Origin of the sequence: Streptomyces sp. NPDC046909, from assembly GCF_040644695.1 — a bacterium.
Classification (GTDB): Bacteria; Actinomycetota; Actinomycetes; order Streptomycetales; family Streptomycetaceae; genus Streptomyces.
The window spans coordinates 1-13,693 of the sequence record NZ_JBEYXC010000023.1 but is presented as its reverse complement, the minus strand read 5'-3'; the positions used below and the strand labels follow the sequence as shown (position 1 = coordinate 13,693).

Annotated in this window: 14 protein-coding genes and 1 riboswitch; of the genes, 9 read left to right on the top strand and 5 right to left on the bottom strand. The window is 72.4% G+C overall.

Annotated features, from left to right (window positions below; translation table 11 throughout):
- Positions 1–86 precede the first annotated feature (86 nt).
- The 5 genes from ABZ928_RS46840 to ABZ928_RS46820 are packed head-to-tail and all read left to right on the top strand — an operon-like array spanning position 87 to position 7,006.
- Positions 87–1,259, top strand: a complete 1,173-nt coding sequence (locus ABZ928_RS46840) for an ATP-grasp domain-containing protein (RefSeq protein WP_361534036.1) — start codon at positions 87–89, stop codon at positions 1,257–1,259.
- Positions 1,256–2,941: an IucA/IucC family protein gene (locus ABZ928_RS46835; protein ID WP_361534033.1), complete on the top strand. Its 1,686-nt coding sequence runs from the start codon at positions 1,256–1,258 to the stop codon at positions 2,939–2,941. Before ABZ928_RS46840 ends, ABZ928_RS46835 begins: the two co-directional genes overlap by 4 nt.
- On the top strand, positions 2,938–4,128 hold the full coding sequence (locus ABZ928_RS46830; RefSeq protein ID WP_361534030.1) for an MFS transporter: 1,191 nt from the start codon (positions 2,938–2,940) through the stop codon (positions 4,126–4,128). Before ABZ928_RS46835 ends, ABZ928_RS46830 begins: the two co-directional genes overlap by 4 nt.
- Positions 4,128–5,813, top strand: a complete 1,686-nt coding sequence (locus ABZ928_RS46825; protein WP_361534027.1) for an IucA/IucC family protein — start codon at positions 4,128–4,130, stop codon at positions 5,811–5,813. Before ABZ928_RS46830 ends, ABZ928_RS46825 begins: the two co-directional genes overlap by 1 nt.
- Positions 5,810–7,006: a type III PLP-dependent enzyme gene (locus ABZ928_RS46820; RefSeq protein WP_361534024.1), complete on the top strand. Its 1,197-nt coding sequence runs from the start codon at positions 5,810–5,812 to the stop codon at positions 7,004–7,006. The genes ABZ928_RS46825 and ABZ928_RS46820 overlap by 4 nt, the downstream gene beginning before the upstream one ends.
- On the opposite strand, the gene ABZ928_RS46815 is transcribed toward ABZ928_RS46820, so the two are convergent.
- On the bottom strand, positions 7,003–8,463 hold the full coding sequence (locus tag ABZ928_RS46815) for an aldehyde dehydrogenase family protein (RefSeq protein ID WP_361534021.1): 1,461 nt from the start codon (positions 8,461–8,463) through the stop codon (positions 7,003–7,005). The genes ABZ928_RS46820 and ABZ928_RS46815 overlap by 4 nt on opposite strands.
- 135 nt (positions 8,464–8,598) lie before the next feature.
- Positions 8,599–8,892 carry a hypothetical protein gene (locus ABZ928_RS46810; RefSeq protein WP_361534018.1) on the bottom strand — a complete coding sequence of 98 codons (294 nt, stop codon included), beginning with the start codon at positions 8,890–8,892 and terminating at the stop codon, positions 8,599–8,601.
- 169 nt (positions 8,893–9,061) lie between these two features.
- On the opposite strand from ABZ928_RS46810, the gene ABZ928_RS46805 reads away from it, so the two are divergent.
- Positions 9,062–9,418, top strand: coding sequence for a nuclear transport factor 2 family protein (locus ABZ928_RS46805; RefSeq protein WP_361534015.1), 357 nt, complete (start codon positions 9,062–9,064; stop codon positions 9,416–9,418).
- Positions 9,419–9,442: 24 nt separating this feature from the next.
- On the opposite strand, the gene ABZ928_RS46800 is transcribed toward ABZ928_RS46805, so the two are convergent.
- Complete coding sequence (locus ABZ928_RS46800; RefSeq protein WP_361534012.1) at positions 9,443–9,976, bottom strand: MarR family transcriptional regulator; 534 nt, start codon at positions 9,974–9,976, stop codon at positions 9,443–9,445.
- Between the two features lie 61 nt (positions 9,977–10,037).
- Between ABZ928_RS46800 and ABZ928_RS46795 the strand changes: the two genes are divergently transcribed.
- Positions 10,038–10,871 carry a hypothetical protein gene (locus ABZ928_RS46795; RefSeq protein ID WP_361534009.1) on the top strand — a complete coding sequence of 278 codons (834 nt, stop codon included), beginning with the start codon at positions 10,038–10,040 and terminating at the stop codon, positions 10,869–10,871.
- 4 nt (positions 10,872–10,875) lie between these two features.
- Positions 10,876–10,959: riboswitch (ZMP/ZTP riboswitch) on the top strand.
- A gap of 21 nt (positions 10,960–10,980) precedes the next feature.
- Positions 10,981–11,829 (top strand): bifunctional 5,10-methylenetetrahydrofolate dehydrogenase/5,10-methenyltetrahydrofolate cyclohydrolase, encoded by an 849-nt coding sequence (locus ABZ928_RS46790; protein ID WP_361534006.1) that lies wholly within the window; start codon positions 10,981–10,983, stop codon positions 11,827–11,829.
- 1 nt (position 11,830) lies between these two features.
- Here ABZ928_RS46790 and ABZ928_RS46785 read toward each other — a convergent pair whose 3' ends face one another.
- Positions 11,831–12,721, bottom strand: a complete 891-nt coding sequence (locus ABZ928_RS46785) for a CU044_5270 family protein (protein WP_361534003.1) — start codon at positions 12,719–12,721, stop codon at positions 11,831–11,833.
- Positions 12,714–13,265 carry a sigma-70 family RNA polymerase sigma factor gene (locus ABZ928_RS46780; RefSeq protein WP_361534000.1) on the bottom strand — a complete coding sequence of 184 codons (552 nt, stop codon included), beginning with the start codon at positions 13,263–13,265 and terminating at the stop codon, positions 12,714–12,716. Before ABZ928_RS46780 ends, ABZ928_RS46785 begins: the two co-directional genes overlap by 8 nt.
- Positions 13,266–13,370: 105 nt before the next feature.
- Between ABZ928_RS46780 and ABZ928_RS46775 the strand changes: the two genes are divergently transcribed.
- A partial coding sequence (locus ABZ928_RS46775) for a cbb3-type cytochrome c oxidase subunit I (protein ID WP_361534399.1) occupies positions 13,371–13,693 on the top strand: 323 nt, incomplete at its 3' end.

The following is a 13,693-nucleotide window of genomic DNA, read 5'->3' as shown; positions in this document are numbered from 1 at the left end:
CTCCCGCTGAATCGGGGCGGGCCGCAGCCATGGCCGAGGCCCGCCCCTTCAACCCCCCACCCGCTAGCGGAAGTTCTCACCCAGTCATGCGTCTGTATCTGCTCGCCCTCAATCCGACCGACTCCGTCACCGAGGGATTCCTGCCCGCGGCCGCCCGGCTCGGCCTGGACGTCACCGTCCTCACCGACCACCCCGACGCCCACCGCGCCACGTATCCCGACATCGAGATCCTGGAGTGCGACGTCCGCGACTTCCGGGCCGTCGTCACCCGCGTCTCCACGCACCACCGCCCCGACGCGCTCTTCACCAACAGCGACCACCTCCAGACACAGGCCGCCCTGGCCGCCGCCTACTTCGGCCTTCCCGGCAAGGACTGGCGGGCCACCCTGCGCTGCAAGGACAAGGCCGAGATGCGCCGCCGCCTGGCCGAGGCGGGCGTGGACACCGTGTGGTCGACCGAGCTCACGGAACCGGCGGCGCTCGACGCGCCCTACCCCTGTGTCCTCAAGCCGCGCGAGGGCGTGGCCAGCGAGGACGTCGTCCTCGTCGACACCGCCGAGGACCTGATGACCCGGTCCAAGGAGATCTTCGACCGGCGTCCCGGCACCGTCCTGGTCGTCGAGGAGTACCTCCCCGGCGAGCTGTACACCCTCGAAACCCTGGGCGACGGGCACACCCGGCATGTCCTCGGCGGCTTCCACACCGAGCTGTCGCCACCGCCCTACTTCATCGAGGAGCGCCTGACCTTTGTCCCGGCCCACCCCGAGCCGGTCGTCGAGCAGGTCCTCGCCCAACTGGACGCGCTCGGTGTCGGGTTCGGCGCCTGTCACACCGAGTTCGTGGTGCACGAGGGGCGGGCGCGGATCATCGAGGTCAACTACCGGGCCATCGGCGACCAGTGCGACCTGCTGCTGGCACGGCTGCTGGAGATCCCGCTCTTCGAGCACATCCTCCGCACCCACCTGGGCGAGCGGCTGGCCGGGGACCTGGGCGCCCGCCGCGACGGCGCGGCCCGCCTGGAGTACCCGTGCGCCGAGCGCCCCGGCACCCTCACGGACGCCCCCGAGGCGACCGAACTGACGGTGGACGGCGTCCACTTGACGTACCGTCCGCTGCGCGCGGTGGGTGAGCGGCACGACCTGTACCGCACCAACCGCGACTACCTCGGCGTCCTGCGCGCCACCGGCACCGACCAGCCGACCGTGGACCGGGTGACGGCCGACTTCCTGGCCGGGCTGCGCTGGGAGATCCAGCCATGACGGCCGCGACGACCGACACCCGCGAGGAGACGACCGACGCCTGCGAGCAGGAACTGGTCACCCGCGTGCTCAGCGCCTTCCTCCGCGAGGACGTGGTGGGCCTGCGCACCGGCAGCACACTCACGCACCGCCCGGACGGCCCCTGGCTGCGGCTGCCCGGCGCGGACGACGCGCTGCTGCTGCCCGTCGTCGAGGACGGCTTCCAGTGCGAGTACGCCGCCCGGCTGCCGCTGCTGGTACGCGAGTCGGACGGCGCCGAGCTGACCTCGTACGACACCGTCCTCGCCGCACTGCGCGCGCTCGCGGACCCGGTGGACCGCGGGGGCTTCGACGCCTACGCCGAGGAGTGCCGTCAGACGCTGGCCACCCTGCGGCTGCACGCGGCCACCCGGGCCGACATCACCGAGACGTTCGGCGACGACTCGACGCGGTGGCCCCCACTGGCGTACGACACGCTCGCCGCCCGTCTCGACCATCCCGTCTATCCGACCGCCCGGGGCCGCTCGGGACTCTCCGAGGCTCAACTCCAGTCGTACGCACCGGAGTTCCATCCCCGTTTCGCGCTGCGCTGGATCGCCCTACGCCGGGAGACGGTCACCCTGACCGGCACGCTGCCCGACTTCTGGCCGACGCCCCGGCAGCTCGGTCTGGCCGGGGTGGAGGGTACGCATGTCGCCCTGCCGGTGCACCCGTTGACCGTCGGCGCCCTGCTGGACGCGGGGCTCCCGGACGGGGCGGTGCTCGCGGATCGGGCGCATCTGGAGGTCGTACCGACGCTGTCGATGCGCACGGTGGCCGTCAGCCCGTCGGTGCATCTCAAACTCCCGTTGGCCACCGCCACGTTGGGGCTGCGCAACAAGCGGACCATCAAGCCCGGCACGCTCGTGGACGGCGCGGCGGGACAGCGGCTGCTGGAAGCCGTGATCGCCCGCGAGCCCCGGTTCCGGGACCGGATCCTGCACGCCGACGAGACGACGTACGCGCATGCCGGGCACGAGCTGCTCGCGGTCCTGTGCCGTCGTTTCGCGACGGGCGGCACGGATGAGGTCGTGCCGCTGGCGGCCCTGCTCGCCGATGCCCCGGACGGGCGGCCGGTCATCGACCACCTCGCCGACCGGTTCTACGGCGGTGACCCGCTCGCGCTGCTCGACGCATTCCTGACCTTGCTGTTCGACTGGCAGACCACGCTGTTCGGGTACGGCATCGCCCTGGAGTCGCATCAGCAGAACATCTCCCTGGTGCTGCGGCCGGGCGAGCTGCGGCTGCTGTTCAAGGACAACGACGGGCCCCGCGTCAACGCCAAGCGGCTCGGCGCCGTGCTTCCCGGCCCCTGGGGCTTCGACGACGCGCGGACCTATGTCTCCGGTGACAGCCCGGTCGCCGACCTGTTCGCCACCATCACGGTCCATCTGTGCGCGGGAGCCTACGCGTTCGGCCTCCCCCGGCACCGGCGGGCGCTGCTGGATCTCGTACGGGACCGGCTGACCGAGGCGGTGGACCGGCTCGGCGGCGACGCGGACGCCGTGCTGCGCGCCCGGGTGCTGGAGGCCCCGCGGCTGCCGGTGAAGGCGATGGTCACGGCCGGCACGCTGCTCTCCAAGGAGCGGTCGGGCGCGGCCGACATCAACAAGCACTACACCACCGGGCCCAACTACCTCCTGCGGCAAGGGGGTTCGGCATGACCGCCGAAACCCTCCGGATACCCCGGGCCGCGTTTGGGCGGGGCCATGTGCACGCGGTGGCGGGCTGCTACTTCGTGGCCTCCTTCGCGGCCCTGGGTCTGCCGCCGTATCTCACCGAGATCCTGCCGGGGCTGGGTGACCGCGAGGCCCGTTGGGCGGGCGTGCTCTATGTCGTGCCGACCGTGTTCGGTGCGATCGCGGCCCCGCTGTGGGGGCGGCTGGCCGACCGGTACGGGCGCAAACGGCTGCTGCTGCGCGCCCAGTTGGGGCTCGCGGTCGCCTTTCTGCTCGCGGGCTGGGCGGACTCGCTCGCCGGCTTCACCCTCGCGCTGGTCCTTCAGGGCATCCTCGGCGGCACCTTCGCCGCCTCCAACGGCTATCTGGGCGCGGCCCTGGAGGGCCCCGCCCTGTCGAAGGCGCTCACGCTGATGCAGGGCAGCGCCCGCGCGGCTCTGGTGTTCGCGCCGATCGTGGTCGGTGCCCTGTCCGGCTGGCTGTCACCGCACCGCCAGTACGCGCTCCTGGCGATCCTCCCGCTCACGGCCGCCCTGCTGCTCGCGGCCCTGCCCGAGCCGGATCCGGTCGAGCCCGCCACGCGCGAGCCGCGAACGGTGGCCGCCACACCCCCGGTGATCTCACTCAAGGCCCTCTACGCCCTCGAGTTCGCCTTCGTCTTCTCCACCGTCATCTCCTTCCCCTATCTCATCGCCCTGGTCGACAATCGCCTCCCGGGCACGTCCCCGATCCTGTCCGGGGTCCTCTTCGCCCTCCCTCACCTGTGCTATCTGGTGGCCGCGCTGGCCGTGCACTCCGCGTTCCGGAGCCGCCCCAGGGCCGGGATCGTGCTGGGCTTCCTCCTCATCGCCCTCGGTCTCGCCGGACACGGGTTCGTCGACTCGCTGCCCGCGCTGATCGCCGTACGGCTGCTGCTCGGCGCCGGACTCACGCTCGGTCTGGTCTGCCTCCAGGTGCTGGCGGCGGACTGCGCCAAGGGCCGGGCGCCCGGCGGGATGTTCGGCTCGCTGGAGTTCTTCTCCAAGGCCGGCGCGGTCGCCGCCGGTCTCGCCGCGGCCGTCGGCAGCGCCCGCTTCGGCCCGGCCGCCCCCGTGCTGACCGGGGGCGCCGCCGCCGCGCTCACCGCCGTGGTGACCCTCCTCCCCTCCATGACCCCCCGCTGGAGCCGCTGATGCCCTCGCTCACCCATACGGAACTGCCCACCGCCGACGAGGTCGTCGCCCACACCCTCCTCAACTGCCTGCTGCGCGAGGTCTCCGGACCCGAGCACCAGAGCGTCGTCACCGACGGCGGGCTCCTGCTGCGCCTGCCGCGCCGCGGAGTGCTGCTGCGGGTCGCCCTGCGCCGCACCTCGCTGCTGGGCGCGCACCGGTTCAGCGGTGCCGTGCACGAACAGCGCGACGGCGGCTGGGCCGAGGTGGACTGGCGGCGGCTGGCCGAGTACACGCACGACGAGCTGGCGCTGCGGACCGGGGTGCGCAACGACGAGTTCCTGGAGCAGGTCGCCTCCAGCCACGAGGCCGTGACAGCAGGGCTCGCCGGCACCCGCACCTCGCCGACCGACGCCTACCTCGCCTCCGAGCAGTCCCTGCTCTTCGGTCACCGCTTCCACCCCACCCCCAAGGCCCGCACCGGCGACCCGCGCGCCTGGTCGGCCTACGCCCCGGAGGTCGGGGCCGCCTTCCCGCTGCGGTATCTCGCCGCGCGGGAGCACCTGATCGCCGAGGAGTCCGCGCACCCCTCGGCCACCGCCGCCCTGGACCGGCTGCGCCCCGGCGTCCCGGACGGCTACCGTCTGCTGCCCGCGCACCCCTGGCAGTACGACACGCTCCGCGAGCACCCGGCGCTCAAGTCGGCGCTGGACGACGGCGATGTCCTGGACCTCGGTCCGGGCGGGCGGCTCTTCGCCGCGACCGCGTCCGTGCGCACGCTCTACGACGGGGAGACCTTCCTCAAGTGCAGCCTGAACGTGCGCATCACCAACTGCCTGCGCAAGAACAGCAGTTACGAACTCTCCGGCGCCGTCGCCCTGACCCGCGTCCTGGCTCCGGCCCTGGCCGACCTCGCCGAGCGCTTCCCCGGCAGCGCGGTGCTCCGCGAGCCCGCCTACCGCACGCTCGCCCTGCCCGGCCCGGACGGCACCCCGGACCGCGCCCTGTTCGAGGGCTTCGGAGTCATCGTCCGCGAGGGGCTCCCCGCCCGGCTCGCCCCGGGCACCACTCCCCTGCTGGCGGCGGCCGTGGCCGACGAGTACCCGAGCAGCGCCGCGCACATCTCCCGTCTGCTCGGCGCGGCGGACGAACGGACGGCCCTCGACTGGTGGTCGGCCTATCTCGACCTGCTGCTCCCGCCGGTGCTGGCCGCCTACTTCGACCACGGCCTGGTCCTCGAACCCCACCTCCAGAACGTCCTGGTCTGCGTGGCCGACGACGGCATGCCCGCCCAGGTCCTCTTCCGCGACCTGGAGGGCACCAAGCTCGTCCCCGAGCACCACGCCGACACCCTCGCCGCGCTGCCGCCGGAGGTTGCCGGGCCGATGACGTACGACGCCCAGCGCGGCTGGGACCGGGTCGTCTACTGCCTGCTGGTCAACCATGTCGCCGAGCTGCTCGCCGCCCTCGCCGACCTGCACCCGGGGGCGGAGGCCGCGCTGTGGGGGCGGGTGCGGGAGACGCTCCGGGCCTACGCCGACCGCCTCGGCTGCCCGCCGCGGCTCGCCGCGCTGCTCGCCGGGGTGCCGCTGCCCGCCAAGGCGAACCTGCTGACCCGCTGGGAGCGCAAGGCCGACCGCGAGGCCGGATACGTCCGTCTGCCGTCCCCCCTCGCGGAGGACATCCTCTCCGGGAGCACCCGATGACCCCCGCCGTGCACGACCGCGCCCTGACCCTGCCGGCGCCCGAACTGCCCGCGTACGTCTACGACTTGGCGGCACTGCGGGCCCACGCCGCCGCCGTCCGGGCCGCCCTCCCCGAGCGGGTCGAGCTGTACTACGCCGCGAAGGCGAACCCCGAGCCGGAGATCCTGGCCGCGCTCGGTCCGTACGTCGACGGCTACGAGGTGTCCTCGGGCGGCGAACTCGCCCATGTCGCACGGGCGGTGCCGGGTCGGCCGCTGGCGTTCGGCGGGCCGGGGAAGACGCCGGACGAGGTGCGGGCCGCACTGGAGCACGGGGTGGAGCGCTTCCACGTCGAGAGCGAGCACGAGCTGCGCGTGCTGGCCGAGCTGTCGCGGCAGCCGGGACGGCGCGTCGCGGTGCTGCCCCGGGTCAATCTGCCGTTGTCCGACGGCTCGTTGGCGGGCAGCTCGCTGGCGATGGGCGGGCGGCCGACGCCGTTCGGCATGGATCCGGCTGAGGCCTCGCGGGTCGTGCGCGCCCTCACGGACGGCACCTACCCGCATCTCGAACTGCGGGGCATCCACGCCCACTTGGCCAGCGGTCTGGAGGCGCTGGAGCAACTCGCCGTGGCCGAGGCGGTCGTGGCCTGGGCCGTTGGGCTGGGGGTGCCGCTCGCGGAGGTCAACGTCGGGGGCGGCATGCAGGTCGACTACGGCGACCCGGACCGCCGCTTCGACTGGGGCACCTACGGGAAGGGGCTCGCCCGACTCGCCGAACGGCACCCGGGGTTGACCTTGCGCATCGAACCGGGGCGGGCACTGACGGCGTACTGCGGCTGGTACGTCACGGAGGTGCTGGACGTGAAGCACAGTCACGGCGAGGAGTTCGGCGTCGTCCGGGGCGGCACGCACCATCTGCGGACCCCGGCGACGAAGGGGCACGACCAGCCCTGTGCCGTACTGAAGGTGGACGACTGGCCGCACCCTTGGCCGCGACCGGCCGCCGAGGGCGAACACGTCACGCTGGCGGGGCAGTTGTGCACGCCGAAGGACGTCCTCGCGCGCCGGGTGCCCGCGCCGGGGCTGCGAGCCGGGGACCGGGTGGCGTTCTCGCTGGCGGGGGCCTACGCGTGGAACATCTCCCACCACGAGTTCCTGATGCACCCCCGGCCCGGCTTCCACTTCCTGGACGCCGGGCCGGAGTCAGGGGTCTAGAAGGGGTAGTGCGCCTGCTGGGTGGCGATGGTCACCCAGCGGGTGTTGGAGAAGGCCTCCAGGCCCCAGCGTCCGCCGAAGCGGCCGTATCCGGAGGCCTTGAAGCCGCCGAAGGGGGCCTGGGGTTCGTCGGCCACCGACTGGTCGTTGATGTGCACGATGCCGGTGCGGATCCGGCGTGCGACAGCCAGTCCGTGGGTGGCGTTCTCGGTGATGATGCCGCAGGTCAGACCGTTCTCGGTGTCGTTGGCGACGGTCACGGCGGTGTCGTCGTCGGAGAACGTCTCGACCACGCAGACCGGCCCGAACGCCTCCGCGTGGTACAGCTCGGCGTCCTTCGGGACATCGGTGAGGACGGTCGCCGGGTGGACCGCGCCGTCGGGCTTGCCGCCGCCGGTGAGGACCTTCGCGCCCTTGGCCACGGCGTCCTCGACCAGCCCGGCCACGCGCTGTGCGGCGGAGGCGGCGACGAGCGGACCGACCACGGTGTGCGGGTCGCCCGGGTCGCCGGCCTGGAGCGAGGCCGTCTTGGCGGTGAACTTGCGGGTGAACTCCTCGGCGAGGGACTCGTGGACGAGGATCCGGTCGCCGGACATGCAGATCTGCCCGGCGTTCATGAAGACGCTGAAGGTGACGGCGTCCACCGCGTAGTCGACGTCGGCGTCGTTCAGCACGATGACGGAGTTCTTGCCGCCCAACTCCAGGACGGCGGGCTTGAGATGACGGGCCGCGTGCTCGCCGATGATCCGGCCGACGCCCGTGGAGCCGGTGAAGTTCACCGCGCGGACCCGCGGGTCGGCTATCAGGGCCTCGGCGATCCCGGCCGCGTCCTCCCGGGCGTTGGTGACGACGTTGAGGACACCGTCGGGCAGGCCCGCCTCGCGGAGCACGTCCGCCACGAACAGAGCGCAGGCGATGGGCGCGTCCTCGCTCGCCTTGACGACGACCGTGTTTCCGGCGGCCAGCGGTGCGGCGACCGCCCGGACGCCGAGGATGACCGGCGCGTTCCACGGCGCGAACGCGGCGACCACGCCCACCGGTTCGCGGACCGCGAGGCCGAGCGCGCCCTGTTCCTGGGCGGTGAGGACCTCGCCGCGCGGCGCGGTCACGGCGGCGGCGGCCTCGCGCAGCATGTTCGCGGCGAGGTAGACGTTGAAGTGCGCCCAGGGCCGGGTGCCGCCGGCCTCGTGGGCCATCAGCTCGGCGACCTGGTCGCCCTTGCCGTCGAGGAGGTCGGCGGCCTTGAGGAGGATGGCGCGCCGCGCGAAGGGGGCCAGCGCGGCCCACTCGGGGAACGCCGCGTCGGCCGCGTCCACGGCCCGCCGCACGTCCTCCGGGCCCGCGGCCGCGACGGTCGCGTACACCTCGCCCGTGTAGGGGTTGAGGTCCTCCGCCGTGCGGCCGGAGGCGGCGGGCACGTCCTTGCCGCCGATGAACAGTTCGCGCGTGATGGGCATGATGCGGACCTCTTTGTTCGCCACGTGAACCAAGATTCATTTCTAAGCGCATGCTCTGTTCAACCGGCAACAATGTCAAGGGCCGCCCGGCTGTGCTCGGCCGGGCGGCCCTCGGTGTGGACGTACGCGTTGGTGTCAGTACTGGATTCCCGGCAGCAGCTGGGTGACGGGGGCGGCGAGGTCGGTCACCTGGCTCAGCTGGTTCAGGTCGTTCAGCTTGTTGAGCTCGGCCAGCTGCCTGGAGGGCCGCGGGATCGCGTCCTTGTACTGCGCGGGCAGGTCGCTGACGGTGAGCGAGTCGAGCGTGGCCATCGGGCTGAGGGGGGCGGCGCCCGCTTCCTCGGGGGCCGCGCTCGCCATCGGAGCGGCGAGACCGGCGACGCCGGCGGCGAGGCCTACGACGGCGGCGATACGTCGAGTGGAGATCATGTTTTCAGCAACGCCGACAGGCCCGCCGTGGACACGGGCACCGGGTCCTCCTCACCCGTCAGGCGGAGTGCGGCCGCTGCGCTTGCCGAGCCCGGCGGGGCGGAGGAGTCTCGAAGAAGAGGCCCACGCGGCCCGCTCCCGTCTGCCGCGGGCCTCGCAGGAGGTCGACATGGGCACCGGGTTCAGCACCGACACACTGCGCCGGGGCATCGAGGGAAGCACGGCGGCGAATCTGCTGTCGCTCTACACGGACGACGCCGAGTTGCGCGTCGTGGACCGCAACACCCAGCCCAGCAGCCCGAGGGTGCTGCACGGCCGGGACGAGATCGCCGAGCTTCTGGAGGACGTCTACAGCCGCGACATCAAGACGCACAAGCTGGAGGAGTGCATCGTCCAGGGAGACCGCGCCGCGTACACCGAGTCCTGTGAGTACTCGGACGGGGTCCGGGTCTTCGCGGAGTCGATGATCACGCTGCGGGACGGCAAGATCGCCGAGCAGACGATGATCCAGGCATGGGACGAGTAGGGAGGCGGTTGCCGAAGGTCCAGATCACGACTCGGCTGACCTGGACCTTCGCGATGCGGGCCGCTCCGGTCCGCGCTCCGCGGCCACGACGAGCTTCCGCAACAGGTCGGCTAGCGTCCGTTGCTCTGCTGCGGTCAGTACTGCGAGGAGCGCGAGCTCGTTCGCTTCCTCCGCCGCCGCGTGCTGTTCGAACGCGGCGTTCCCGGCATCGGTGAGCCGGACCCGCACTCTGCGCCGGTCGCCGCTCTCGTGCGTACGGGCGATCAGCCCGGCCTCCTCCAGCGGCGCCAGCCGCGCCGACAGCGCGCCCCGCGTCAGCCCCAGCCGGTCGGCGAGTTCCGAGGGACTCGCGGTGTAGGGCGGGCCGTTCCGGCGCAGCGTCAGCAGCACCTTGTACTGCCAGTGCCGCAGCCCGTCGGAGTCGAGGGCGTCGCGGCGGGCCTGGGAGGCGTGCCGGGCGAGCTTCGCCAGCCGTGCGTAGATGGCCTCCTTCACCGGGTCCATCCAGACGAGTTCCTTCGACCACGCCGCGACATGCCGGTCGACGGAGTCCTCCATTGTCTGCCTCCCGCAGTGATTTCCTTGTGGATGGTTTTTTCTCTCACTACCTTCCCCTGTCATGACGAACACCACGAGCACTTTCGTCGATCTCGACGAACTCCTCGCCTCCGCAAGGGACTTGGCGTTGGCAGGACGATGGCAGCGAGCGCTGCGCCTGCTGGACACGACGACGTGCGAGGCACCCGAGGACCGCGCGCGCCTCGCCCTCGCGGCGGCCGAAGTCGCCCTGGAGAGCGACTGGTTCGGCGGTACGCGGCTCACCGCCGACCGCGCCGAGCGGGCGGAGAAGGAGGTGCCGGGCGGGGACTGGGACCTGGACTTCGTGCGGCTGCGCCACGACTACCTGCGGCTGTTGCGCCCCGACGGCGCCTCCCGGCACGGCCCCGAGGGCAAGGCGCCGGATGCCCTCGCGGAACTCCGGCGCCGCGGACAGGCCCTGCGCGAGGGCGCGCCCGACGAGGTGCGGCGGGGCTGGGCCTCGATGTATCTGGGGCTCATCACCGACAATCTCTTCGGCGAGCGTGACGCGGCACCCGCCCACTACGAGGCCGCCCTGCGCGCGGGCGAGTCCGGCGGCGACGACCTGCTGGTCCGGGAGGCGCTGCGGCACCTCGGCGACCACGACCACGACGCCGGCGAGCACGAGCGGGCCCTGGAGCGCTGGCGGCGGGCCACCGCGCTCGGCGCCCGGGCGGGGATGATCCCGGGGGTGCTCAGCCAGCAGATGCTGCTGGCGGTGCTGGCCCGCGACACCGGCGACGAGGGCGGCGCGACCGCGCTGGCCACGGAGATCGCCCGCTGGGCCGAGGCGATCGGCGCCGGTCATCTGCACGGCCAGGCGGCCGGGTTCCTGGCCGGGATCGATCCGACCGCGCCTCCGCAGGGCAGGTAGGCTGTCGGCGGGCCGTGACTGGCGCTGAGGTGGAGCACCACCGGGGAGCGGACCGCAGGACCTGATGCCGTGCGCCTGGGCGAACCTACTACCAGCCCAGGAGTGGATCATGTCTCAGGCCCGGCTCATGGACGGCACCGCGCTCGCCCGGCGGATCGTGGAGGAGACCGGCAAGCGCGCCGCCGACCTCACCGAACGCACCGGCACCACCCCCTGTCTCGCCACCGTCCTGGTGGGCGAGGACCCCGCCTCCGTGACCTACGTCCGGATGAAGCAGAACCGCTGCCGCAAGGCCGGCATCGCCTCCCGGCATGTGGAGCTGCCCGCGGCGACCACCACCGAGGAACTGGTGGGCACGCTCAAGGAGCTGTCCGCCGATCCCGCCGTGCACGGCATCCTGCTCCAGCACCCGATGGGCGAGCACATCGACGAGCGGGCCGCGTTCGAGGCGATCGCGCCCGAGAAGGACGTCGACGGGGTCACCTTCGCCTCGTTCGCGACGATGAGCTTCGGTCTGCCGGGCTTCGTGTCCTGCACGCCGGGCGGCATCATGCGGCTCCTCGACGAGTACGGCGTCGACCCGTCCGGCAAGCGGGCGGTGGTCGTCGGCCGCAGCGCGATCCTCGGCAAGCCGGCCGGGATGCTGCTGCTCGCCCGGGACGCGACGGTGACGTACTGCCACTCGCGGACGGCGGACCTGTCGGCGGCCGTCCGGGAGGCGGACATCGTGGTCGCCGCGGTGGGCCGGCCCAAGCTCATCAAGGGGCAGGACATCAAGCCCGGCGCCGTGGTGATCGACGCCGGGTACAACGAGGGGAACATCGGCGACGTCGACTTCGACTCCGCCGTGGAGCGGGCCTCCCTGATCACCCCGGTGCCGGGCGGCGTCGGCCCGATGACCATCGCCACGCTGCTGGAGCAGACGGTGGACGCCGCCGCCCGGCAGCTCGGGGCCTGAGTCAGCGCATCCAGGCGCTGTACTCCATGACATCGCCGGCCTTGACGCCGTACTCGGGCTCGGCCTCCGTGAAGGTGGTCTCCAGCCCGAGTACGGCACCGGTCGCCGGGTCCATGATCAGCATGCTGCGGGTGCCGGACCGCTCGTGGACATACGCCTGTCCGCGCCGCCCGAGCCGGTCGATGACCTGCCCGACGGGCTTCAACCCGTCGGCCTCCGCGAGGAGTTGGGCGAGCGTCGCCGTCTCGCGGGCGCCCAGGGTCCAGGTGTTGAGGAGCACCTTGACGGCGTAGAGAAACTCGCCGGTGTCCAGCTTCTCCTTGCTGTACGTGGCCTCCTGGAGGTAGGCGCGCAGGCGGGCGACGTCGTGCGGGGGCGGGGACTGCGGTGGTGCGTCGCTCCAACTGGGCGGGTACGTGCGCTCGGTGCGGTGGCGGCCGTCGTCGACGATCTCCGTGTGGCTGTCGTCGGCGTGCCAGCGCACGATGCGCTCCTCCGGATAGGTGATCGGGGGCTTGTCCTCGCTCATGCCCAGGCTCCATGACTTCACATGGGTGCCCTTGCGGAGCTCGGCCCCGGCCTCGGCCGCGCGCGCCCGTCCGGCCAGGGTTTCCAGGGGTACGGGGGTGGAGTCGGCCTGCACGATCAGCGGGCGGGGTGCGGCGACCGCCGGCGCGGTGGTCTGGTCGGCGAACAGCAGCGCCGACACCAGCGCGGCGACGACCGCGGTGGCCGCGAGGCCCCAGTAGAGCCGGGGGCGGCGCGAAGTCCGTTGCCGCAGCAGCCGGTTGAGCCGTCGCTCGGCGTTCTGGTCGAGGGGGCCGTCGCCGAAGTGGGGGGCGTCGGTGGGCACCGGGTTGGCACGGCGCAGGAGTTCGAGTTCATCAGCCATGGCCGTATTCCTTCGCTTCCTTCGCGAGGCTCGTGGTGCTCGTGGGACTCGTCCGGTCGATCTCGGCTCTGAGCCGGCGCCGGGCCCGGTGCAGCCGCATCGACGCGGCCCGGCTGCCGCAGCCGAGGACGACGGCGACCTCGTCGATGCCGAGTTCCTCCCAGGCCGTCAGCCGCAGCACCTCCTGGTCCGCCGGGGAGAGCCGGGCCAGCGCCTCGTGCACCCAGGCGCCGGGGGTCTCCGCGTCGGGGCCCGCCTCGATGTGCCGCCGGTGCGCGGTGTCGTCGTGGCCCAGCCGGTCCACCAGTCGCCGCCGGCGCCCCTGCCCCCGTACCGCGTTCGCCAGGCAGTTGCGGGCCACCCCGTACAGCCAGGGCAGCGGGGTGTCCGGGAGGTCGGTCCGTCGGCGCCAGGCGACCGTGAACACCTCCGCCACCACTTCCTCCACGTCGTCGGTACGCCCGTCCAGTCGCCGCGCGACATAGCGGCTGACCGCCCAGTAGTGCTCGCGATAGGCAGCGGCGAAGTCGTCGTCGTTGCTCATGTTCCGTTCGTGTCCGGCACCCTCGGGATCGTCACAGCCGTTTCCGTGATTCTCGTCGCGCCCCCGAAGTGTGACGTCCGGGCCGCGGTCGGACACAGGCGGGGCATGAGACACCTCAAGTGGCTGACGACCACGGATCACAAAACAATCGGAACGCTCTATCTGGTCACGTCGTTCGCGTTCTTTTGCGTCGGTGGCGTGATGGCGCTCTTCATGCGCGCCGAGCTCGCCCGCCCCGGCTTGCAGATCATGTCGAACGAGCAGTTCAACCAGGCGTTCACGATGCACGGCACGATCATGCTGCTGATGTTCGCGACGCCGCTGTTCGCCGGTTTCGCGAACTGGATCATGCCGCTCCAGATCGGCGCCCCCGACGTCGCCTTCCCGCGGCTGAACATGTTCGCCTACTGGCTGTACCTGTTCGGCTC